Source organism: Brevundimonas sp. PAMC22021 (genome assembly GCF_019443405.1).
In the GTDB taxonomy this organism is placed as follows: domain Bacteria; phylum Pseudomonadota; class Alphaproteobacteria; order Caulobacterales; family Caulobacteraceae; genus Brevundimonas.
The window spans coordinates 353,205-375,802 of record NZ_CP080376.1 but is presented as its reverse complement, the minus strand read 5'-3'; the positions used below and the strand labels follow the sequence as shown (position 1 = coordinate 375,802).

General features: G+C 69.6%; 18 protein-coding genes. 10 read left to right on the top strand and 8 right to left on the bottom strand.

The genetic code is table 11. The annotated features are described in order from the left end of the window. Positions 1 to 109: 109 nt before the first annotated feature. From ftsY to KY493_RS01735, 3 genes are all read left to right on the top strand, one after another. Entirely contained in the window at positions 110 to 1,045 is a 936-nt protein-coding gene (gene ftsY / locus KY493_RS01745) for a signal recognition particle-docking protein FtsY (protein WP_219897290.1), read from the top strand. Beyond that, positions 1,045 to 1,671: an inner membrane-spanning protein YciB gene (locus KY493_RS01740; RefSeq protein ID WP_219897289.1), complete on the top strand. Its 627-nt coding sequence runs from the start codon at positions 1,045 to 1,047 to the stop codon at positions 1,669 to 1,671. Before ftsY ends, KY493_RS01740 begins: the two co-directional genes overlap by 1 nt. A 96-nt stretch (positions 1,672 to 1,767) precedes the next feature. Next, positions 1,768 to 2,370: a MarR family winged helix-turn-helix transcriptional regulator gene (locus KY493_RS01735; protein WP_219897288.1), complete on the top strand. Its 603-nt coding sequence runs from the start codon at positions 1,768 to 1,770 to the stop codon at positions 2,368 to 2,370. A 104-nt stretch (positions 2,371 to 2,474) separates the two neighbouring features. On the opposite strand, the gene KY493_RS01730 is transcribed toward KY493_RS01735, so the two are convergent. Genes KY493_RS01730 through KY493_RS01715 form a run of 4 tightly spaced genes read right to left on the bottom strand, consistent with a single transcriptional unit; the run spans position 2,475 to position 6,583 of the window. Next, complete coding sequence (locus KY493_RS01730; RefSeq protein WP_219897287.1) at positions 2,475 to 3,236, bottom strand: creatininase family protein; 762 nt, start codon at positions 3,234 to 3,236, stop codon at positions 2,475 to 2,477. A gap of 31 nt (positions 3,237 to 3,267) precedes the next feature. Next, the gene (locus KY493_RS01725) at positions 3,268 to 3,888 is read right to left on the bottom strand and encodes a TetR/AcrR family transcriptional regulator (RefSeq protein WP_219897286.1); all 621 of its coding nucleotides are present in this window, start codon (positions 3,886 to 3,888) and stop codon (positions 3,268 to 3,270) included. After that, positions 3,888 to 5,492 (bottom strand): DHA2 family efflux MFS transporter permease subunit, encoded by a 1,605-nt coding sequence (locus tag KY493_RS01720; RefSeq protein WP_370627345.1) that lies wholly within the window; start codon positions 5,490 to 5,492, stop codon positions 3,888 to 3,890. Before KY493_RS01720 ends, KY493_RS01725 begins: the two co-directional genes overlap by 1 nt. Continuing rightward, positions 5,489 to 6,583 carry an HlyD family secretion protein gene (locus tag KY493_RS01715; RefSeq protein WP_219897285.1) on the bottom strand — a complete coding sequence of 365 codons (1,095 nt, stop codon included), beginning with the start codon at positions 6,581 to 6,583 and terminating at the stop codon, positions 5,489 to 5,491. The genes KY493_RS01720 and KY493_RS01715 overlap by 4 nt, the downstream gene beginning before the upstream one ends. Positions 6,584 to 6,699: 116 nt before the next feature. Here KY493_RS01715 and KY493_RS01710 point away from each other — a divergent pair, with 116 nt between their 5' ends. After that, complete coding sequence (locus tag KY493_RS01710; RefSeq protein ID WP_219897284.1) at positions 6,700 to 8,016, top strand: NAD(P)/FAD-dependent oxidoreductase; 1,317 nt, start codon at positions 6,700 to 6,702, stop codon at positions 8,014 to 8,016. Next, on the top strand, positions 8,013 to 8,753 hold the full coding sequence (gene nth, locus KY493_RS01705; protein ID WP_370627344.1) for an endonuclease III: 741 nt from the start codon (positions 8,013 to 8,015) through the stop codon (positions 8,751 to 8,753). The genes KY493_RS01710 and nth overlap by 4 nt, the downstream gene beginning before the upstream one ends. Positions 8,754 to 8,780: 27 nt before the next feature. Here the strand turns inward: nth and KY493_RS01700 are convergent, their stop codons facing one another. Next, positions 8,781 to 11,207 carry a membrane-bound PQQ-dependent dehydrogenase, glucose/quinate/shikimate family gene (locus tag KY493_RS01700; protein ID WP_219897283.1) on the bottom strand — a complete coding sequence of 809 codons (2,427 nt, stop codon included), beginning with the start codon at positions 11,205 to 11,207 and terminating at the stop codon, positions 8,781 to 8,783. Between the two features lie 231 nt (positions 11,208 to 11,438). Between KY493_RS01700 and KY493_RS01695 the strand changes: the two genes are divergently transcribed. From KY493_RS01695 to KY493_RS01675, 5 genes are all read left to right on the top strand, one after another. Further along, entirely contained in the window at positions 11,439 to 12,869 is a 1,431-nt protein-coding gene (locus tag KY493_RS01695) for an NAD(P)-dependent oxidoreductase (RefSeq protein ID WP_219897282.1), read from the top strand. A 154-nt stretch (positions 12,870 to 13,023) separates the two neighbouring features. Next, complete coding sequence (gene gltB, locus KY493_RS01690) at positions 13,024 to 17,535, top strand: glutamate synthase large subunit (RefSeq protein WP_219897281.1); 4,512 nt, start codon at positions 13,024 to 13,026, stop codon at positions 17,533 to 17,535. Between the two features lie 38 nt (positions 17,536 to 17,573). Continuing rightward, a complete protein-coding gene (locus KY493_RS01685; RefSeq protein WP_219897280.1) occupies positions 17,574 to 18,884 on the top strand; it encodes an ammonium transporter in 1,311 nt (436 codons plus the stop codon). Positions 18,885 to 19,038: 154 nt separating this feature from the next. Beyond that, positions 19,039 to 19,458 carry an Hsp20 family protein gene (locus KY493_RS01680; RefSeq protein WP_219897279.1) on the top strand — a complete coding sequence of 140 codons (420 nt, stop codon included), beginning with the start codon at positions 19,039 to 19,041 and terminating at the stop codon, positions 19,456 to 19,458. A gap of 61 nt (positions 19,459 to 19,519) precedes the next feature. After that, positions 19,520 to 19,771, top strand: a complete 252-nt coding sequence (locus tag KY493_RS01675) for a DUF1150 family protein (RefSeq protein ID WP_219897278.1) — start codon at positions 19,520 to 19,522, stop codon at positions 19,769 to 19,771. Between the two features lie 10 nt (positions 19,772 to 19,781). Here KY493_RS01675 and KY493_RS01670 read toward each other — a convergent pair whose 3' ends face one another. From KY493_RS01670 to rpoN, 3 genes are all read right to left on the bottom strand, one after another. Next, positions 19,782 to 20,249 carry a PTS sugar transporter subunit IIA gene (locus tag KY493_RS01670; RefSeq protein ID WP_219897277.1) on the bottom strand — a complete coding sequence of 156 codons (468 nt, stop codon included), beginning with the start codon at positions 20,247 to 20,249 and terminating at the stop codon, positions 19,782 to 19,784. Between the two features lie 73 nt (positions 20,250 to 20,322). Then, the gene (hpf, locus tag KY493_RS01665; protein WP_219897276.1) at positions 20,323 to 20,982 is read right to left on the bottom strand and encodes a ribosome hibernation-promoting factor, HPF/YfiA family; all 660 of its coding nucleotides are present in this window, start codon (positions 20,980 to 20,982) and stop codon (positions 20,323 to 20,325) included. 60 nt (positions 20,983 to 21,042) lie between these two features. After that, entirely contained in the window at positions 21,043 to 22,548 is a 1,506-nt protein-coding gene (gene rpoN, locus KY493_RS01660; RefSeq protein ID WP_219897275.1) for an RNA polymerase factor sigma-54, read from the bottom strand. Between the last annotated feature and the right edge of the window lie 50 nt (positions 22,549 to 22,598).

Below are 22,598 nucleotides of genomic sequence, written 5' to 3'. Positions count from 1 at the left end.
TACAGACCCGAACGGCTCCGCCAAAGGTGTGGGTCCCGGCTTTCGCCGGGATGAACGGAATCTCACACGAAACGTGACCTCGCCCGGGGATGACGCTAAGGCCATTCGCATGACCGATACGGGTAAAAAAGGCTGGTTCCAGCGGCTCAGCCAGGGCCTGTCGCGCTCGTCGAAGCAGATGACCGATCAGGTCGTCTCCGCCTTTGTCAAGGAGCCCCTGTCCGAGGCCTCGCTCGACCAGCTGGAGGAGCACCTCCTGGAAAGCGACCTGGGACCCGCCGCCTCGGCCCGGATCGTGGAGCGGTTCCGCACGCTTCGCTTCGGCAAGGACGCGCCCGAGCGCGAGGTCAAGGAAGCGCTGGCCGAGGCCGTGGCCGCCGAACTCCTGCCGCGCCAGGCGACGTTCGACCCGCTGTCCGGGCCCAAGCCCTATGTGGTGCTGTTCGTCGGCGTGAACGGCTCGGGCAAGACCACGACGCTGGGCAAGATCGCGGCCGACCTGACGGGCAAGGGCGCCAGGGTGATGATCGTCGCCGGCGACACCTTCCGCGCCGCCGCCCGCGAACAGCTCAAGGTCTGGGCCGAACGCGCGGGCGCGGCTTTCGAGAGCCGCCGGGACGGCGCCGACGCCGCCGGCCTCGCCTTTGACGCCTACACCAAGGCGCGCGCGGAAGGCTTCGACGTGGTGCTGATCGACACCGCCGGCCGGCTGCAGAACAAGTCCGCCCTGATGGACGAACTGCTCAAGATCGTGCGGGTGCTGAAAAAGATCGACGCGGACGCCCCGCACGAGACGCTGCTGGTGCTGGACGCCACCGTCGGCCGCAACGCCCTGGCGCAGGAGCAGATATTCGGCCGCACCGCCTTTGTGTCGGGCATCGTCATGACCAAGCTGGACGGCACCGCACGCGGCGGCGTGCTGGTGCCCGTGGCCCAGGCGTCGGACGCGCCGCTGAAGCTGATCGGCGTGGGCGAAGGGATCGAGGACCTTCAGCCCTTCGACGCCCGCGCCTTTTCCCGCTCCCTTGTCGGACTGGACGACTGATGACCCAATCCGCGACCGACAGGAACCGCCAGTCCATCCGCCAGGCCGTCGACTTCGGCGCCCTGGTCGCCTTCATGATCGGCTATGCGGTCAACCGCTTCGTACGCGGGCTGGAGGGTCAGGAAGCGCTGGTCCAGGCGACCTGGGTGCTGGTCGGCGCCTCCGCCCTGGCCCTGGCCATCGGCTGGATGGTGGAGCGCCGGCTGGCCCCGCTGCCGCTGCTGACCGGCGGCTTCGCGCTGGTGTTCGGCGTCCTGACCCTGGTGTTCCACGATCCGACGCTGTTGAAGATCAAGCTGACCATCCAGAACGCGGCCCTGGCGGTCGTGCTGCTGGGCTCACTGCCGCTGCGCCGCTATCCGTTTCGCTATCTGCTGGGCGAGGCGTTTCAGCTGACCGAACGGGGCTGGCGCGGCCTGACCCTGCGTTATGGCCTGTATTTCGCCGCCGTCGCCATCGTGAACGAGGTCGTCTGGCGCACCCAGAGCGACGACGCCTGGGTCAGTTTCCGGGGCGTGCTGTGGATCGCCTCGGCGGTGTTCGGCGTCTGGCAGGTCTTCTTCATCATGAAGCACATGGTGAAGGACGACGAAGCCGCCCCCGTCTCGCCCGACACCGGGCTGTAAGGCTCCGCACGGACGAACTGTCGCCAAACCGACGCACGATCCGCGTCAAACCGTAAAGCGCCGCTGTTACCTGTGCCGCAAGGCGGAGGTCGGATCATGGTCAAGGCGGGCAAGGCGGCGAAAAAGATCGGGCCGCTGGCGAATTCGCCCAGCCACCTGATGCACCGCGCCCTTCAGCTGGCGCTCGACATCTATGCCGAGGAGGCGGGTCCCGACGGCCTGACCCAGCGTCAGTTCGCGGTGCTGGAGGCCGCCTCGCTCAAGGCCGGCCTGACCCAGACCGAGCTGGTGCGCCTGACCGGCATCGACCGCTCGACCCTGGCCGATCTGGTGGCGCGCATGACCGCCAAGGGCTTGCTGGAGCGCGAACGCTCGACGCTGGACGCCCGCGCCAAGGCCGTGCGCCTGTCCGATGCCGGCCTTGCCCGGCTGGAGGCCGCCCGCCCGCGCGTCGAGGCCGCCGACCGCCGCATCATGGGCCTGTTGCCCAAGGGCCACCGCGACGGCTTCCTGAAGCAACTGACCGAACTCGCCGCCGCCGCCGACGACGCCCCCACCCTCGCCAAGGCTCAGGCCAAGGCCGCCAAGAAGGCCCAGAAGCTGGCGGACAAGGAGGCCAAGAAGGCGGAAAAGGCTGCTCGCAAGGAAGCCAAGGTCGAAGACGAAACGGTTGAGGACGCGTCGCCCGAGACGGTCTGATCCTCGCGCCTCTGCTCCCGCGCCTTTCGAGCCGGCAACCCATCCCCCGTCATCCTCGCCTTGTGGCGAGGATGACGAATGACGGGGCTCTGCCGAGACGCCCCTTAGACCCGCGCTTCCTCCGCGAACGCCATCACGTCGCGGATCAACGCCGGGATCGCCGTGTCGATGATCCTCTGGCCCTTCTCCGGACTGGCCTGCGCCGGGTCCGAGCCGATGCGGCCATCGGGAAAGCGTGCGCGGTAATCCAGCGCGTCGCGGATCGGTCCGTTCGGCGCGATGCGCGGCTGATAATCGGCCGTCTTGATCCGGTCGGGATAGGCGGCCTGCGTCACCGCGATCTCGGACGGCGTGGCGTGGGCGCCGTGGCCGGTCGGGAACAGGCTGTTGCACAGGCCCAGCACGCCCGGCAGGTCCCACCAGTTGCGCAGCTTCAGAGAAAACTCCGGCTGTTCCCCGCCAAAGCTCCAGTCCGCATAGATTTCGCTGAACGTCGCCTCGATGGTGGCGACATTGCCGCCGTGTCCGTTCAGGAAATAGATGCGCTCGAACCCGTGCCGGCTCAGCGACGAGACCCAGTCGATGATCGCGGCCATGAAGGTCGATGGCCTCAGCGAAATGGTGCCGGCGAAGGCCAGGTGATGCTGGGCCATGCCGATGTTGAAGGTGGGCGCCACCACCAGCCGCTCGTCGCCCTTTTCCGCCGCGTGGGCGATGATCTCGGGACACAGCCAGTCGGTGCCCAGCAGGCCGGTCGGCCCATGCTGCTCGTTCGATCCGATCGGCACGATCGCGGTCCTGGACAGCACCCCGCCGTCGCTCAGTCGCGCATCGATCTCGGGCCAGGACGACAGGTGCATCAGCATGGGCGAACTCCTTTGAAGGAACGCCCGCGATCTAGGCCGACCGCTCGCCTGCGTCCACCGGCGCGAATGCGCGGACGAAGCGCGCCGCCGCCTCGCGCGCGCGGACCTTACGCTGCTCAGGCCCGATCTGGGGGATGTCCAGCACGGCGCGCAGGTGGCCGTGACCCAGCACCATGCCGGTGAACATCTCGGCCGCCTCGTCCGGATCGGGGGTGTCCAGCCGCCCCGCCCGCGTCTGGTCCGCCAGCCACGCCGACAGCCGCTTCAGGCTTTCGCCGGGTCCCGCCTGATAGACGATGCGCGAGATCTCGGGCGCATCCGCCGAAACCAGGCAGACGCCGCGCAGCGACGCCGTCTTTTCGGGCGCGCAGACCCGCTCCAGCAGCGACAGGGCCAGCGCCTCCAGCACCGCCTCCGGCTCGCCGCCGCCTTTCAGCGGCGCGGTGACCGCGGCCGAGCGCTGCTCGGCCAGCGCCTGGGCGATTTCGGACTTGGAGGCGAAGCGGTTGTACAGCGTCTGCTTGGACACCCCCGCGCGCCGGGCGATCTCGTCCATGGAGGCGGCCAGCCCCCGCTCGGCGAACAGGGCGCCCGCGGCCTCCAGGATCGCCTCGGTCTTGGCCTCGTCCACCTGGCCGGGATGGCGGGGCATCAGTGGGCGTCCGACGGCGGCGCGCCGGCTTGCGCCCGCACCGGCTGGGCGAAAAGGGTGACGAACCCCGCCACCGCGCAGGCCACGGCCAACAGCGCAAAGGCGTCGCCGAACGCCAGCGTCGTCGCCTGCCGCTGCAGGATGCCCCACATGGCCTTCAACGCCGAGGCCTGCGGATCGACCGAGTCGGCGAACCGCTGGGTCAGCCCGGCGATCATGCCCTGCACGCCCTGGCTGCCCTGCGGGATGGCCTGCGTCAGCTCTCCCATGTGCACCGCGGTCTGGGTGGTGATGGAGGTGTTCAGGATCGCCAGGCCAAAGGCCCCGCCCACGTTGCGGCTGAGGTTCACCAGGCCCGATGCGTTCTTGACCATGTGCGGCGGCAGGGTCGCCATGGTCACTTGCTGAGAGGCGATCATGGCCAGCATGACACCCACGCCCCTCAGCGCCTGCACGCCCGCGAACTGCCAGAAGCCCCACTCGGTCGTCACAGCATGCGCATCCCACATGCCCCAGGCGCACAGCATGAAGCCGCCGAACATCAGGAGCCGCGCATCCACCTTGCGCACCAGCCGTCCGGCGAACGGCCCAGTGGCGAACATGGCCAGGCCAGACACCACCATGGTGGTCCCGACCTCCGCGGCCGAATACTCGCGCACTCGCCCCAGGAACAGCGGCAACAGGAACGTCCCGCCGAACAGCGCCGCGCCCACGATAAAGGTCATGATGACGCCGACCACGAAGTTGCGGTTGCCGAACGCCCTCAGCTCCACGATCGGATTGCGATAGGTCAGCGATCGCCAGACAAAGGCTGGGAACGCCAGCGCCGCGATAACGGCCAGCAGCAGGATCTCGTCGTCCTGGAACCAGTCGTTTTTGGCCCCCTCCTCCAGCACGAACTGCAGGCTCATCAGAAAGGCGGCCATCAGGAACAGGCCCCACCAGTCAAACCCCTTGGCCAGGCTCGGATCGCCCTTGTCGAAGTTGGCGTAGCGCCCGACCAGGAACAGCACGACCATGCCGGGGATGACATTGATGAAGAACAGCCAGCGCCAGCTCAGCCACTCGGTCAGATGCCCGCCCAGCGTTGGCCCGACGGTCGGCGCCAGCGTCACGATCAGGCCCATGACAACGCTGGCGGTGACCCGCTTGTCCGGCGGAAAGGCGGTAAAGGCGACGGCGAACACGGTGGGGATCATGGCCCCGCCGACAAAGCCTTGCAGCGCGCGAAACAGGATCATGCTCTCGATCGAGGACGACAGACCCGTCGCCACGCTCATGATCAGAAAGCCGATGCAGGAGGCCAGAAACAGCTTCTGCGTGCCCCACAGCCGCGACAGGTATCCCGACAGCGGGATCATCACGACTTCCGGGATCAGATAGGCGGTCTGGATCCAGCTGATCTCGTCGGCGGAGGCGCCCACCCCCGCCTGGATCTGCGGCAGCGAGGCGGCCACGATCTGGATGTCCAGAATGGCCATGAACTGGCCGATCACCATGCCGGCGAAGCCGAGCAGCAGCACGCTCCAGTTGATGTCCGGCTGTGCAGGCGCGCCCTCCGCCGAACGGACGCCTGCCGGAACGGCCGGGCTGGCGGCGCTCACCGCGCGGCGGCGCCGTTCGCCGCCATCTGCGCCCCACCGGCTTCGGCGAAGCTCTGGCCGCCCTGGCTCTTCAGGTCGACCTTGACCTCGACCGACAGCCCTGGCCGCAGCGACAGGCCCTGGTTGCGGTCCACCACGATGCGGACGGGGACCCGCTGGGTGATCTTGGTGAAGTTGCCGGTGGCGTTCTCGATCGGGATCAGGGCGAACTCGGAACCCGTCGCGGGCGCGAAGCTGTCGATCCGGCCATGCAGGGCGCGGCCCTTGAAGGCGTCGGCCTCGATCTCGACCGTCTGGCCGAGCCGCAGCCGGTCCAGCTGCGTTTCCTTGAAGTTGGCGACCACATAGGTGTCGCCCAGCGGCACCAGCGACAACAGCTGCGCGCCCGGCCCCACATACTGCCCGGCCCGGACGCTGCGGGCGCCGACGACCCCGGCGGCGGGCGCGCGGATCACCGTGCGGTCCAAAGCCACGCGGGCCAGTTCGACCTCGGCGCGCGCCTGCTGCACGGCGGCGACGCTGCGTTGGCGGGTCGAGCCCAGCACGCCCGAGCTGCGCTGCTCGGCGGTCAGGGCGGCCTGCGCCTGGGCCACGGTGGCGTTGGCGCTGCGGGCGTTGGCCTGTTGCGTCTGGATGCGCTGCTGCGAGACCCAGCCGGCCTCCGCCAGCTGGCCATAGCGGTTCAGTTCGGCCTGGGCGAGGCCCGCCTGGGCGCGCGCCTGTTCGACAGCAGCGGCGCGGGCGGCGATGGTGGCCTGCTCCTGCTCGGCCTGGGCGTCGACATTGCCGACCGCGGCTTGCGCCGCCTGCAGATTGGCCTCGGCCTGCGCCAGCTCGGCCCTCTGGTCGCTGTCGTCCAGCCGCACCAGCACCTGGCCCGCCTCGACCCGCTGGTTGTCGCCGACCAGCACCTCGACCACGCGTCCGGAAATCTGCGGGCTGACCAGGGTGGTGTCGGCCTCGACAAAGGCGTTGTCGGTGGCCTCCCACCGCTGACCGTTGATCCACCACACGGCGCCGCCCCCAACCACGATCAGGGCCGCGACCCCGGCGGCGATCAGCGGCAGGCGTTTCTTGAGTTGAGGCGACATCGATCCGTCCGGTGCGACACTTTGAAGCGCCGCATAAATGGACACCGCCGTCCAGAAATCAATGTGTTTCGTGCGCGGCGTGAACACGACCGGTTTCCGCGTGTTTTCACTGCCTCATGACCGACGCCTCCGCCTCCCCGCCCCTGCCCAGCCAAGTCGATGTCGCTGTGATCGGCGCGGGCGCAGCCGGCGTCGCCGCCGCCCGCCGCCTGGCCCGCCCCGGGCTGTCGCTGCTGGTGCTGGAGGCGCGCGAGCGGGTGGGCGGACGGGCGCACACGGTTCAGACCCGCGACCCGCAGGGCGCTACGCACGGCCTCGATCTCGGCTGCGGCTGGCTGCATTCGGCCGAAGACAATGCGCTGGCCGCTCGCGTCGAGGCCGAAGGCCTGACGCTCGACAAGACCCCGCCGCCTTGGGAAAGCCAGGCCTTCAACCACGAGATGACCCCGGCCGAACAGGCCGAGTTCGGCCAGGCCTTTTCCGACTTCGAGGACCGGGTGGCCAAGGCGGCGCAGGAGGGGCAGGACCCGCCCGCCTCCGCCTTGTTCGATCCCGACTGCCGCTGGAACGCGCGCATGGACGCGATCTCGGGCGCCCTGAACGGCGCGCGCTTCGCCGAGGTTTCGACGATCGACTATGACGCCTATCGAGACACGGGCGTGAACTGGCGGGTCAAGGAAGGCTATGGCCGGCTGATCGCAGGGCTGGCGCGCGGGATCGACCCCTCCTCGCTGGTGCTGAACTGCCCGGTGCGCTGCATCGACCGCTCGGGCGCGCTGCTGAGGCTCGAGACCGCGCGTGGCCCGCTCCACGCCCGCGCGGTGGTGCTGACCACGCCCACCAGCCTGATTGCGTCGGAGGCGATCCGCATCGAGCCGCCGGTCGCCTCATTGCTCGAGGCCGCATCGGGCGTGCCGCTGGGCCTGGCGTCCAAGCTGCACATGATCGTGGACGGCGCCGAGGACTTTCCGCCCGATAGCCAGCTGTGGGGCCGCCGCGACACGGCCCAGACCGGCGGCTACCATCTGCGCCCCTTCGGCCGCCCGATGATCGAGGGCTATTTCGGCGCCGACCTCGCCTGGGGTCTGGAGGCGCAAGGGCCGGCCGCCTTCTTCGACTTCGCCGTGGACGAACTGGTTTCGCTGCTGGGTTCGGACATGCGAAAGCGGCTTCAGCCCGTCTCGGCCTCGATGTGGGGCGCCGATCCCTGGTCGCGCGGCGCCTATTCCCACGCCCTGCCCGGCCGCGCCGGCGATCGCGCCAAACTGTCGGCGCCGATCGAAAATCGCATCTTCATCGCCGGCGAGGCCACCGCGCTGGACTTCTACGGCACAGCCCACGGCGCCTGGACCGAAGGCGAACGCGCGGCCGATCAGGTCCTGGCCGCGCTTGGCCTTGACCCGGTCCGCGCCCCCGGCGACAGCGAGGCATGAAGGCCAAGACCGTCCGACCCAAGAAGGCCGCGCCCAAACGTCCCGCCGTCATGACCGGCGCGGCCATCCCCATCCTGGCCTGGCCGCCGGACGAGGACAGGGTGGAGGCGATCTTCACCCGCCTGTCCGGCGTCATGCCCGACCCCAAGACCGAGCTGAACTTCGCCAATCCCTTCACCTTGGTCGTGGCCGTCGCCCTGTCGGCCCAGGCCACCGACGTGTCTGTCAACAAGGCGACCGAGCGGCTGTTCGCCGTCGCCGACACGCCGGAAAAGATGCTGGCGCTGGGCGAAGAAGGCCTGATCCCCTTTATCGCCTCCATCGGCCTCTATCGCGGCAAGGCGCGCAACGTCATCGCGCTGAGCCGCATCGTGCAGGAGCAGCACGGCGGCGTCACGCCCCTGACGCGTGAGGCGCTGCAGGCCCTGCCCGGCGTCGGCCGCAAGACCGCCAGCGTGGTCCTGAACGAACTGGGGATCGAGCCTGCGATCGCCGTCGACACCCATGTGTTCCGGGTCTCGCATCGGCTGGGCCTGGCCAACGCCTCCACGCCCGACAAGGTCGAGGCGCAGTTGCACCGCATCGTGCCCGAGGACTGGCTGCCCAAGGCGCACCACTGGCTGATCCTGCACGGCCGCTACACCTGCACGGCCCGGAAGCCGGCCTGCTCGGCCTGCGTCATCGCCGACCTGTGCCCGTCGCGCGCGGGCCTCGCCGCCCTGGGCGAAGCCCGCTGATGCGGTTGGGAGAGGCCCGCTGACGCCCTACCGCTGCGGCAGGGCGTAGGCGATGACGTAGTCGCCTTTGGGCGTCTCCATGAAGTGGTGCCCGCCCGCCATGATGACGAGGTACTGGCGCCCGTTCTGCTCATAGATCATCGGATTGGCCTGGCCGCCGGCCGGCAGCACGTCGGACCACACCGTCTTGCCCGTCTCGATGTCGATGGCGCGGATCAGGTCGTCAGTGGCCGCGGCGATAAAGATCAGCCCGCCCGCCGTCACCACCGAGCCGCCGTTGTTGGGCGTGCCGATCTCCAGCGGCAGGTGCGAGGGGATTTTCCACGGCCCGTTCTTGCGCGCCGTGCCGAACGGCCGGTCCCACAGGGTGCGGCCCGTGCGCATGTCGATGGCGGTGATCCCGCCATAGGGCGGCTCCTTGCACAGCAGGCCCGTCCACTTCACGCGCCAGCCGGCGTTGACGTCGATGGCGTAGGGCACGCCGATCTGCGGGTCGCCCGCGCCCTCGCCCTTGGACAGGTTGCCGCCCCGCTCCTTGGCTTCGCGCTGCTGCTGCTGATAGCGCGGGTCGTCGCGCGGGAACCAGCCAAGCGCGTTCGCCTCGTCGCGCGGCACCAGTCGGTTGTAGTTGGGCATGTCGTTGTAGTTGGCCACGATCACGCCGCGCCGCGGATCGACCGACACCCCGCCCCAGTCCGAGCCGCCGTTGTAGCCCGGGTAGGTGATGTAGTGGTTGGTCGACGGCGGGGTGTAATAGCCTTGGTAGTCCGCCTTCTTGAAGTTGATGCGGCACATCATCTGGTCAATCGGCGACATGCCCCACATGTCCCGCTCGGTCAGGTTCGGCTTTCGCAGCGTGGCGAACAGCGAGAACGGCTGGGTGCGCGCGCGCTGACCCGGTTCGACGCCGCCGCTGACCGGAACCTGGCGTTCCTCGATCCCGTGCAGCAGCTGACCGGTGGCGCGGTTCAGCACATACATGTCGCCTTGCTTGGACGGCAGCAGCACCGCCGGAACCACGCCGCCCGCCGTCGGGAAGTCGATCAGCGTGCCCTGCGAGCCCAGGTCATAGTCCCAGACGTCGTTGTGCACCGTCTGGAAACGCCAGCGCGGCCTGCCCGTCTGCACGTCCAGCGCCACCAGCGCGGTCGAGTACTGCTTCTCCAGCGGCCGGCGCAGGCTCGAATAGTAGTCCGCCGCCGAATTGCCCATCGGCAGATAGACCAGGCCCAGCCGCTCGTCGCCGGTCGCCGTGGTCCACATGTTGGGCGTGCCCGGAGTATAGGTCTGGCCCTGCGGCGGCAGGGTGGTGATGTCCGGCCGCATCATGTCCCAGGCGAAGCGCAGCGCGCCCGTCTCGACGTCGAAGCCCTGGATCACACCCGAGGCGTTCCACCGTTTCTGGCCGTCCAGCACCTGATGGCCGGTGACGATGACGCCGCGCACGATCACCGGCGGCGAGGTGATCGACACCATGCCGGGGAAGGGATCGCCCATGCCGACCTTGATGCTGACGGCGCCGTTCTGGCCGAACGCCGGGCAGGGCCGACCGGTGCGGGCGTCGACCGCGATCAGGCGTCCGTCCAGCGTGCCCTCGACGATCCGGGTCGCGCACGGCTCGGCCGGGTTGGCGTTCGCCCGCGCATGATAGGTCACGCCCCGGCAAGCCGCGGTGTAGGGGATCTGATCGTCCGCCACCTGCGGATCATAGGTCCAGCGCTGCTGGCCCGTGGCGGCGTCCAGCGCGAACAGCTTGTTGCGGGCCGAGCAGAGATAAACGGTGTCGCCGATCTTCAGCGGCGTGGTTTCGGCGCCCCAGCGTTCCTCGGGCAGGTCGCCGGTGCGGAAGGTCCAGGCCCGCTCCAGCCCGCCCACGTTGTCGCGATTGATCTGCGTCAACGGCGTATAGCGTTGCGAACTGTCGGTGCCGCCCCACGCCGGCCAGTCGGCGCCCGTGCGCATCATCGCCGGGTCGTCATAGCTCAGCTGCGCACCCGGCACGGGACTGTCGATGTGCGCGCGATTGGCCTGGGCCACCACGACGCCTAACACCACCGTCGCCGCGACCAGCGCCAGCGCGCTCACGCCCGCCAGCCGGCGTCCGCCGCGCCCCTTCAGCGCCGGCAGGGCGGCTATGACCAGGAACATCAGCACCAGCGGCCCGATCAGGCGAGGAACCAGAGCCCAGCCGTCCAGGCCCTTTTCCCACAGCGCCCAGATCAGGGTGCCGACAAAGGTCGCCGCATACAGCCAGGCCCCGCGCACGTCGCGCAGCACGATCATCACGCCAGACACCACCAGCGCGATCCCGGCGATCAGATAGTACCAGGAGCCGCCCAGCGCCGCGAGCTGCACCCCGCCGATCGTCAGCACCACGCCGATCAGCAGAAGAACGACGCCCAGAACGACCGTCAGCCATCCTCCCGCGCTGCGGGGTTGGTTCCAACGCGGCATGAAGGTCTCCTGAGACGGTACGGCGAAGCCTCGAAAACGCCTCGGAAGCGGTGCGGTTCCTTGATGTCGCACCCCGGAACCTTTTGGGATGTTCTGCAAGAGCGCTGCTAGGCGACAGGAACTAATCAGCCTCAAGCTCTCTGACGCAACGATTTGCCGCCGCTTGCCGACCAGTACAGGCGTAGAAGAAAGATATTGCCTGCCGGGCAGCGCTTTGTTCATTATGCAGCTGTGACCCACAAGACCATCAAGCCGGGCGGGACCTTTGTCCTTGAGCCTCGTCGCCTGTCCAAGGCCTCGGCGGAGCTGCGCGCGCGCGGCTTCGGCGAAATCACCCTGCCGCCCTCGACCGAAAAGGCTGAGGCGCAGGCCGCGCGCTGCACCGACTGCGGCGTGCCCTTCTGTCAGAACGCCTGCCCGCTGCACAACAACATCCCCGACTGGCTGCGGCTGTCGGCCGAGCACGAGGCGCGCGAGGCCTGGCGTGTGGCGTCCCTGACCTCGACCATGCCCGAAATCTGCGGCCGCATCTGCCCGCAGGACCGTCTGTGCGAGGGCGCCTGCACCCTGAACCAGTCGGGTTGGGAAGCCGTCACCATCGGTTCGGTCGAGGCCTGGCTGGGCGATCAGGCCTTCGACAACGGCTGGGTCGAGCCGATCCGGCCGAGCATCGAGCGCCCTGATACCGTCGGCATCGTTGGCGCGGGACCCGCCGGCCTCGCCGCCGCTGATCGCCTGCGCAGCCAGGGCTATCAGGTCACGATTTACGACCGCCACGACCGCGCGGGCGGCCTGCTGACCTACGGCATTCCCGGTTTCAAGCTGGAAAAGCGGGTGGTGCAGCGGCGCGTGGACCGGCTGATCGACGGCGGCGTGCACTTCGTACTGGATTGCGAGGTCGGCCGCGACGTTTCCCTGACCCAGCTGCGCCAGAAACACGACGCGGTGCTGCTGGCCATGGGCGTCTATCAGCCGCGCATCCTGTCGGCGCCGGGCCGTGGCCCGGGCTCGACCGTCGCCGCCCTTTCCTATCTGACGCATCAGAACCGCCGCGACCTGGGCGACGCCGAAGTGGACGGCTGGCACGAGGCGCGGGGCAAGCGCGTGGTGGTCATCGGCGGCGGCGACACGGCCATGGACTGCGTCCGCACCGCCGTGCGCCAGGGGGCGGCCTCGGTCACCTGCCTGTATCGCCGCGACCGCGACAACATGCCCGGCTCGGCTCGCGAGGTGGTCAACGCCGAAGAGGAAGGCGTCCGCTTCGAGTGGCTGGCCGCGCCCAAGGCCCTGCTGTCGCACGCGGATCAGGTGGTGGGCGTGCGCGCCGCGCGCATGGCTCTGGCCGAACCGCGTCCGGGCGAGCGCGCCGACATCGTGCCCGTCCCCAATTCCGACTTCGACATCCCCGCCGACATCGTCATCGAGGCGCTGGGCTTTTCGCCCGAGCCCTTCGCCGCGCACGAGCCCGACCTGCGCCTGCGCGAAGACGGCACGATCCGCGTCGGCTCGGTCAGCTTCGCCACCAGCCTGCCGGGCGTTTATGCGGCGGGCGATGCGGTGCGCGGCGCCTCCCTGGTGGTCTGGGCCGTGCGCGAGGGCCAGGACGCCGCCGCCGAGATCGACCGCTACCTGATGTCCCGCACCGAGGAGGTCGCGGCGTGATATTCCCGTTCCCGCTCATCCCCGCGAAGGCGGAGACCCAGATCTTTGGGCGCTTCGCCGGCGCTGCTGGGTCGCCCATGTCGATCCCGGCTCCACATCTCCTGGCGCAGCACTGGGTCCCCGCCCTCGCGGGGATGAGCGGAGGATTGGGCCGATGACTTGGCTGGCCCGGTACCAAGCCGATCGGCAAAGGCTGATCGATGCCCACGCCTATGATCCCTCATCCGAGCGCGACGCCTGCGGCGTGGGCCTGGTCTGCTCGATCGACGGCTCGCCGCGCCGAGACGTGGTCGAATACGCCATCCGCAGCCTCAAGGCCGTGGCGCACCGCGGCGCGGTGGACGCCGACGGCAAGTCGGGCGACGGCGCCGGCATCATGGCCGAGCTGCCGCAGGGCTTCTTCGCCGACCAGGTCGCCTCCATCGGCCAGACCCTGCGTCCCGGCCCCGTCTGCGTTGGCCAGATCTTTCTGCCGCGCACCGATCTGGGCGCCCAGGACCGCGCCCGCGCCATTATCGAGACCGAGGCCCTGCGGGCCGGCTTCTGGATCTACGGCTGGCGTCAGACGCCGATGGACCTGTCGGTGGTCGGCGCCAAGGCCGGCGCCACCCGCCCCGAGATCGAGCAGATCATGCTGGCTCCGCCGCTGGACGACGCCGGCGCGCCGCTGGCCGGCGAGGCGCTGGAGCGCGAACTGTTCCTGTGCCGCCGCCGCATCGAAAAGGCGGTTCAATCCGAGGGCGTGGCGGGCGTCTATGTCTGCACCCTGTCGGCGCGCCAGATCGCCTACAAGGGCATGGTGCGGGCCGAGCTGCTGGGCGAGCTGTATCCGGACCTCGAGGATCCGCGGTTCGTCTCGGCCTACGCCGTCTTCCACCAGCGCTATTCGACCAACACCTTTCCCGAGTGGCGCCTGGCCCAGCCGTTCCGGATGCTGGCCCACAACGGCGAGATCAACACGCTGAAGGGCAACCTCACCTGGATGCGGTCGCACGAGATCCGCATGGCCGCCTCTGCCTTCGGAGCTCGCGACGGCGAGGTCAAGCCGGTGGTCCAGCCGGGCGGCTCTGACTCGGCCTCGCTGGACAATGTGTTCGAGGTGCTGGTCCGCGCCGGGCGCCCCGCGCCCATGGCCAAGGCCCTGCTCATCCCCGAGGCCTGGGGCAAGGACGACGGCGTCATGCCCGAGCCGCACCGCGCCTTTTACGCCTACTGCAATGCGGTGATGGAGCCGTGGGACGGCCCGGCCGCCATCTGCGCCGCCGACGGCCGCTGGATCGTGGCGGGTAAGGACCGGAACGGCCTGCGTCCCCTGCGCGTCGTGGAAACCGTGGACGGCCTCCTGATGGCCGGCTCCGAGGCCGGGCTGGTTCCGATCCCGGAAAGCCGCGTCAAGCGCCGCCTGCACATCGGCCCCGGCAAGCTGATCGCCGTCGATCTGAAGCACGGCCGCCTCTACGACGAGCACGAGGCCGTGGACGCGCTGGCGGCCGCCCACCCCTACGGCGACTGGCTGGGCAACATGGTCGATCTGGAACCGCTGATCGGTCCCGGCCCCGAGCCGCGCGCCGCGTCCGGCGAGGCCCTGGTGCGCCGCCAGATCGCCGCCGGCTTCAGCCGCGAGGACCTCGACCTACTGCTCGATCCCCTGGTCCGCGACGGCAAGGAGGCGGTGGGCTCCATGGGCGACGACGCCCCGCCCGCCGTGCTGTCGGCCCAGCCCCGCCCGCTTGCCCACTATTTCCGCCAGAACTTCAGCCAGGTCACCAACCCGCCGATCGACCCGTTGCGCGAAGCGGGGGCGATGAGCCTGAAGACGCGCTTCAAGAACCTCGGCAACATCCTGGCCGAGGAAGAGGCCCAGACCGACGTCTTCGTCCTGGACAGTCCGGTCCTGACCACCGGCATGTACGAGCGGATGCTGAACGTGGTGGGCGCCGGCTCCACCGCCGTGATCGACTGCGCCTATCCGCTGCCGACCGAGGGCGCCCGGCCCGGCTCGGGCCTCAGGCACGCGCTGGACCGCATCATGGACGAGGCCGAGGCCTCAGCCCGCGGCGGCTCCGGCCTGATCGTGCTGACGGACGAGCGCGCGGACGCCGCTCGCCTCGCCGCGCCGATGATCCTGGCCGCCGCCGGGGTGCACAAGCGGCTGACGGACGCCGGACTTCGCACCTACTGCTCCATCGTGGTCCGCACGGCCGAGACGCTGGACCCGCACGCCTTCGCCGTCCTGATCGGCGCCGGCGCCACCGCCGTCAACGCCTGGCTGGCGCAGGACCTGTTCCAGGAGCGTCTGGACCGGGGCCTTTATCCTGGCATGAGCCTGCGCGACGCCTGCCTGAACTACAAGCAGGGCATCGAGGCCGGGCTGATGAAGACCCTGGCGCGCAAGGGCGTCAGCGTCATCTCCGCCTATCGCGGCGGCTGCGAATTCGAGGTGCTGGGCCTCAGCCGCGCCCTGACCGCCGAGTTCTTTCCCGGCGCCCCGTCGCGCATCTCCGGCATTGGCCTGTCCGGGCTGGAACAGGCGGCGATCAAGCGGCACGCCCTGGCGTGGGGCGAGGCGCGCCCCGTCCCCTCCATGGGCGGCTTTTTCCGCATCCGCGCGGGCGGCGAGGCCCACGCCCATGAGGCCCGCACCATTCACCTGCTGCAGGACGCCTGCAACCGCGGCGACTACCGCCGCTTCCGCCAGTATTCCGAGGCCGTCCGTCAGCAGCCGGACCTGTCCTTGCGCGACCTGCTGGACTTCCGCGACGGCCTGCAGCCCGTTGCGCTGGAAGAGGTCGAAAGCGTTTCGGACATCCGCCGCCGCTTCCTGACCCAGGCCATGTCGCTGGGGGCCCTCAGCCCCGAGGCGCACGAGACGCTGAACGTCGCCATGAACCGCATCGGCGCGCGCTCCGTCTCGGGCGAGGGCGGCGAGGACCCGGAGCGCTACCTGCCCCGCCCCAACGGCGACGACGCCAACTCGGCGGTCAAGCAGGTGGCGTCCGGCCGTTTCGGCGTCACCGCCGAATATCTGAACCAGTGCCGCGAGATCGAGATCAAGGTCGCGCAAGGCGCCAAGCCCGGCGAGGGCGGACAGCTGCCCGGCTTCAAGGTCACCGAATTCATCGGCCGCCTGCGCCACGCCGTGCCCGGCACCACGCTGATCAGCCCGCCGCCGCACCACGACATCTATTCGATCGAGGACCTGGCCCAGCTGATCTACGACCTCAAGGCGATCAATCCCGACGCCAAGGTGACGGTGAAGCTGGTTTCCGCCTCCGGCATCGGCGCCATCGCGTCGGGCGTCGCCAAGGCCAAGGCCGACGCCATCCTGATCGCCGGCCACAACGGCGGCACGGGCGCATCCCCCCAGACCTCGATCAAGCACGCCGGCCTGCCGTGGGAGATCGGCCTGGCCGAGGCGCATCAGGTGCTGACGCTGAACAACCTGCGCGATTCAGTGTCGCTGCGCGCCGACGGCGGCCTGCGCACCGGCCGCGACGTGGTGATCGCGGCCTTGCTGGGCGCCGAGGAGTACGGCCTGGGCACCACCGCCCTGATCGCCATGGGCTGTTTGATGGTGCGCCAGTGCCATTCCAACACCTGCCCCGTCGGCGTCTGCTCCCAGGACGAGCGGCTGCGCGAGAAGTTCACCGGCACGCCGGACAAGGTCGTCAACCTGGTCACCTTCATCGCCGAGGAGGTGCGCGAGATCCTGGCCTCCTTGGGCGCGCGCAGCCTGGACGAGATCATCGGCCGCACCGACCTCTTGCGCCAGGTCCGGCGCGGCGGCTCGCACCTGGACGACCTCGACCTCAATCCCCTGCTGGTCCAGGTCGAGGCGGGCTCGGCCGGCCGCCTGGCCGACAAGGGCCGGCGTCCGGTGCCCGAGAGCCTGGACGCGCGGGTTCTGCGCGACGCCGTCCGCTTCCTGGATCGCGGCCAGACGCTGGAGCTGTCCTACGCCCTGAACAACACCCAGCGCACGGTGGGCGCCTCTGTCTCCTCCGCCATCGTGCGCCGCTTCGGCGCGCAGGGGCCGGCCGGGCGGCTGCGCCTCCAGCTGGACGGCATCGCCGGCCAGAGCTTCGGCGCATTCGCCGCGCGGGGCCTGGAGCTGCATCTGACGGGCGAGGCCAACGACTATGTGGGCAAGGGCCTGTCCGGCGCCGACATCTCCATCCGCACGCCAGACTGGCGCGAGGGCCAGCTGATCTGCGGCAACACCACCCTGTATGGCGCGACCTCCGGCCGGCTGTTCGTGGCCGGCATGGCGGGCGAGCGTTTCGCCGTCCGCAACTCGGGCGCCGAAGCGGTGGTCGAGGGCCTGGGCGCGCACGGCTGCGAATACATGACCGGCGGGCGGGTCGCGGTGCTGGGTCCGGTCGGCTGGAACCTCGCGGCGGGCATGAGCGGCGGCGAACTGTTCGTGCTGGATGCGGACGGTCGCACGCGCCTGGCCCTGAACGGCGACCTGGCGGGGCTCGCCGACATGGACGAGGAGGCATCGCTGCGGCTGCGCGACCTGATCGAGGCCCACGGAGCGGCCACCGCCTCGCCGCTGGCGCGACGGCTCCTGGGTGACTGGGCGAACACAGTGCGGCGGTTCGTGCGCATCCTTCCGCACACGGCGATTGTCAGACCGTCGGAACGCCTTAAGACTTCCGCGTGAAGCTTCACCGTCCCGCCTCCTCCCCGAGCCCGACGCCCATGACCAAAGCCATCTCCGCCGCCCTTGTCGTCACGGGCGCGTCGCTGCTCGCTGCGCCTGCGCTGGCCTCGCCTGCGCTTCTGGCGCACCAGGCGCCGCTGGCGATCGACAACGCCGCCACCGGCTGGATCCTGACATCCACGGCTCTGGTGCTGCTGATGACCCTGCCGGGCCTCGCCCTGTTCTACGGCGGCATGGTCAGGAAAAAGAACATCATCAGCGTCCTGGCCCAGTCCGCCGCCGCCTTCGCGGTGGTCAGCGTCCTGTGGTTCCTTCTCGGCTATTCGCTGTCGTTCGGTCAGGGGTCTGAAGCGACGAACGGGCTGATCGGCGGCGTGCAGGCCGCCTTTCTGAACGGCGTCACGGCCGAGACGGCGCACAGCCTTCTGCCCGGCCTGCCGGAACTGCTGTTCGTGGCCTTTCAGATGACCTTCGCCATCATCACCCCGGCCCTGATCGCCGGCGCCTTCGCCGAGCGGATGAAGTTCTCGGCGTCCGTGCTGTTCTTTGGCTTGTGGCACCTGATCGTCTATGCGCCGATCTGCCACCAGGTGTGGGGCGGCGGCTATCTGGGCGGCCTGGGCGTGCTGGACTTCGCTGGCGGGGCGGTGGTTCACGTCAATGCCGGCGTCGCGGGGCTGGTCTGCGCCCTGGTGCTGGGGCCGCGCCATGGCTTTGGCCGCGACAACATGGCGCCGTCCAACCTGGCCTACAGCGCCATCGGCACGGGCCTGCTGCTGGTCGGCTGGCTGGGCTTCAACGCCGGTTCGGCCGGCGCGGCAGATGCGCTCGCCGCCACCGCCGCCTTCAACACCATCCTCGCCGCCGCCGCCGCCGCCATCGGCTGGACGGCCGTGGAGTGGATCGAGCGTAAGCGCCCGACCCTGCTGGGCCTCCTGTCCGGCATCGTCGGCGGCCTGGTCGCCATCACGCCGGCGGCCGGCTTCGTCGACCCCAAGGGCGCCTTCTGGATCGGGCTGATCGCCGGCCCGGCCTGCTATGCCGGCGCCGTCTGGCTGAAGCACGCGCTGAAATACGACGATAGCCTGGACGCATTCGGCGTGCACGGAATCGGCGGCATCGTCGGCGCCCTCCTGACCGGCGTCTTCGCCACGGCCGCCGTCAATCCGCTGGCCGACGCCGCCACCGTCTGGAAGCAGGCCGTGGGCCTCGCCGGCGCCATGGCCTGGAGCGCGGTCGGCACCTTTATCGTCCTGATGATCTGCAAGTTCACCACCGGCCTGCGCGTGTCCAAGGACGAAGAGGTCGAAGGCCTCGACTACACCCAGCACGGCGAGACCCTGCACTAGGGACTTTCGCGCTCGCTCGTCCGTCATCCTCGGGCGACGACCGGGGGCGACGTCGGTTGATCCTTGCGGCGTCCATCCCCATCTTCATCCCGTCCGGACGCCCTGCCGAATGCGGGGGGCGACTGCCGGCAGGTCGCTTGTTCGAGGACCCGAGATGACGACGCGCACCCTTCTGTTCGACAGCCCGTTCTTGCTGGGCTTTGATCACACCCGCGCCCTGATCGACCGCGCCGCCAAGGCCGCGGCCGAAAGCTATCCCCCCTACAACGTCGAACAGACCTCCGGGAACGCCGTCCGCATCACCCTGGCGGTGGCCGGCTTCACGCCGGACGAGCTGGCCGTCACCGTCGAGGGCCGCCAGCTGACGGTCGCCGGCAAGCGCGACGAGGCGAACCGGGGCGAGCAGGCCTTTCTGCACCGGGGCATCGCCGCGCGTGGCTTCGTGCGCAGCTTCGTCCTGGCCGACGGGCTGGAAATCGCGGGGGCCAAGCTGGAGCACGGCCTGCTGCACGTCGATCTGATCCGCCCGGAAACGGAACGCGCCGTGCGGCGCATCCCCATTTCCGTTGGCTGATCCACAACTTGGCGAACCGCTCGGCCATCCGGGCGTTGCCTTATTGCAAGGAGGCGGTCCTATGACGCCGATGATGATGACCAAGGAAGACTTCAAGGGACTGGGCGCCCCCGACCTCGTCTATGTGCGCCCGGTCAAGGCGTCGGACCTGATGGCGGACGCCGCCGAGATGCAGGATCTGGAGATCGATCCGGAGCAGTCGCTGTATGCGGTGCACAGCGCCGACGGCGAGCGCCTGGCCGTGATGGTCGATCGCGACACCGCCTTCGCCGCCGCCGTGGCGCACGAACTGGCGCCGGTCTCCGTTCACTGAGACAAGAGGATCAGGCGGCGGCCACGGCCGCCGTATCCTTGACGAACAACGCCCTGACTGCATCCACGGTCCGCGCCTGGCGCAGGCGTTCGCGCAGTTCGGACGACCGCAGCGCGCGCGACACCGCCGCCAGCGCCCGCAGGTGCTCGGTGCCGTCCGACGGCGGCGCAAACAGGGCGAACAGAACGTCCACCGGCCGGTCGTCCACGGAATCATAGGCCACCGGCTGGTCCAGCCGCACCAGCACGCCCGCGACCCGGTCCAGCCCCGTGAGGCGCGCATGCGGCACGGCCACGCCGCAACCCAGGCCGGTGGAGCCCAGTTGCTCGCGCTCCATCAGCGCCTCGAACACCTCGGCCTCGGTCAGGCCCAGGGCCTGCGCCGCCGCGCCCGCCACCAGATGCAGGGCCTGGCGTTTGGACGACGCGCCGGCGCGCAGCTTCACGCCTTCGGACGCGAGCAGATCGCTGATGTCCATCTTCTGAAGTCCCCGACTCACAAGCAGCGGCGTTCGGGTCGCCTGTCGACGACCCGAGCCGCGCCTTAAAGCTCTATTGTGACGAACCGTTCCCGTTGGCGTGACCGTTCGTGACGGTTCGCTCGGGATCGATCCAGCCGACGTTCCCGTCGGGGCGGCGATACACCACCGACAGCCCGCCGTGCGCGGCGTTGCGGAACAGCACCACCGGATAACCGGTCATGTCCAGCTCGGCCACCGCGCGACCCACGGTGATGGTGCGGATTTCCGACTGCGTTTCGGCGATCACCATGCCGACGGGGGGCGGGCCGTCCGGCTCGTTCGCATCGCCGAAGTCCTCATCCTCGACGGTGTCCGGATCGCGCAACACGATGGAGCGAGCCACTTCGCGCGCCGCATCCTCGGTCTTTTCGGGCGACAGGCCCTTGGGCCCAATGTGGTGGTCCTTCAGCCGGCGCTTGTAGCGGCGCACCCGCTTTTCCAGCTTGTCCAGGCTTTCGGTGAAGGCCGAGTGGGCGTCGGCGCCCAGGCCGGTCGTCACCAGCGTCTGGCCGGACGCCAGCCTGACCCAGCAGTCGACCTTGAAGCCGTGACCGTCCTTGGCGACGATCACCTCGGCGTCCTGGCCGCCTCGGGCGAAGTATTTGCCGACGCCCTCTTCGAGTTCCTGGGAGATGCGCGAGCCTAACGCTTCGCCGACATCCACTTGCTTTCCACTGACTTGGACTTGCATGCACACAGAACGCGACGGCCCGGCTTTGGTGTCAACCGGATCACCGTTTTGTGGTCAGCCTCAGCCGGTCTTGAGCATGCGCCGGCGTTGCACCGACGACGGAATCCGCAACGCTTCCCGGTACTTGGCGACGGTTCGCCGCGCGATATCGACCCCCGCTTCTTTCAGCACTTCGACGATGCGATCGTCGGACAGGACGTCGCCGCCCTCCCCCTCGCCGTCGATCATGGTCTTGATCCGATGACGGACGGCTTCGGCCGAGTGGCTGGCGGCCCCGTCGGTGGCGGATATGGCGGCCGTGAAGAAGAACTTCAGTTCGAACACCCCGCGCGGCGTGGAGACGTATTTGTTGGAAGTGACGCGGCTGACGGTGGATTCGTGCATGCCGATGGCGTCGGCCACCGTCTTCAGGTTCAGCGGCCGCAGGAACTCGACGCCGAACGCCAGAAAGGCGTCCTGCTGACGCACGATCTCTGACGAGACCTTCAGGATGGTCTTGGCGCGCTGATCCAGCGACTTCACCAGCCAGTTCGCCTGCACCGCGCAGTCGGCGACAAAGGTCTTTTCGGTGTCGGAGCGCGCGCCCGCCGCCACCACGCCGTGATAGCGCTTGTCGACCAGCAGGCGCGGCAGGGTGTCGCTGTTCAGCTCCACCTTCCAGCCGCCGGCCGGATCGGGCCGCACATGGACATCAGGAACCACCGTCTGGGCCGGTTCGCCGCCGAACCCGGCGCCGGGTCGCGGCGTCAGGGCCTTCAGCTCCCAGATCATGTCCTGCAGGTCGTCGCCGTCCACGCCGCAGACGCGCCGCAGCCCGGGCAGGTCCCGCCGCGCCAGCATCTCCAGATTGTCCAGCAGCGCCGCCATGGCCGGATCAAAGCGGTTGCGCTCGATCAGCTGCAGTTTCAGGCACTCGGGCACGGACCGCGCCATCACGCCCGTCGGCTCGAAACCGTGGCACGTCGCCAGCACCGCCTCGATCCGCTGGAGATCGCAGCCCAGCCGGTCGGCGAACTCCGCAAGCTCGCCCCGCAGATAGCCGCCCTCGTCGGTGGCGTCGATCAGGGTCAGGGCGATGCCGTGGTCGGCCGGCGACAGCCCGGCGGTCGCCGCCTGCGCCCGCAGATGCTCCCACAGCGACAGCGCGCGCGTGTCCGGCCGCTCGCTGTCATCCCCCTCGGGCAAGCCGCCGCCCGATCCCACGCGCGACCAGTCGGACAGGCCCGGCTGCGCGGAATCGGCCGCATCGGTCATGCGGTCGCCGCCGCGCTCGCCCGGCGCCGCGTCGCCGTAGAGGTCGTCGGACGAGGCGTCGACCGCCCCCAGGGCCTCTCGCCCCTCGTCGGTGTTGAAGCTCAGTTCCCCGTCGGCTGCCGGCGCCTCGACGGCGGTTTCGGCCGGCGCGTCCGCCTCTTCGCGCTGCAGCAGCGGATTGCGCTCCAGCTCGGTCTCGACGAACTCCTCCAGCTCGAGGTTCGACAGTTGCAGCAGCTTGATCGCCTGCTGCAGCTGGGGCGTGATGACCAGCCCCTGCCCCTGCCTGACCTCCAGCCTCTGCCCGATCACCGCGCCTGGTCCCCGCCGGGCGCGACATGGCCCGGAACTTGCTAGGACGG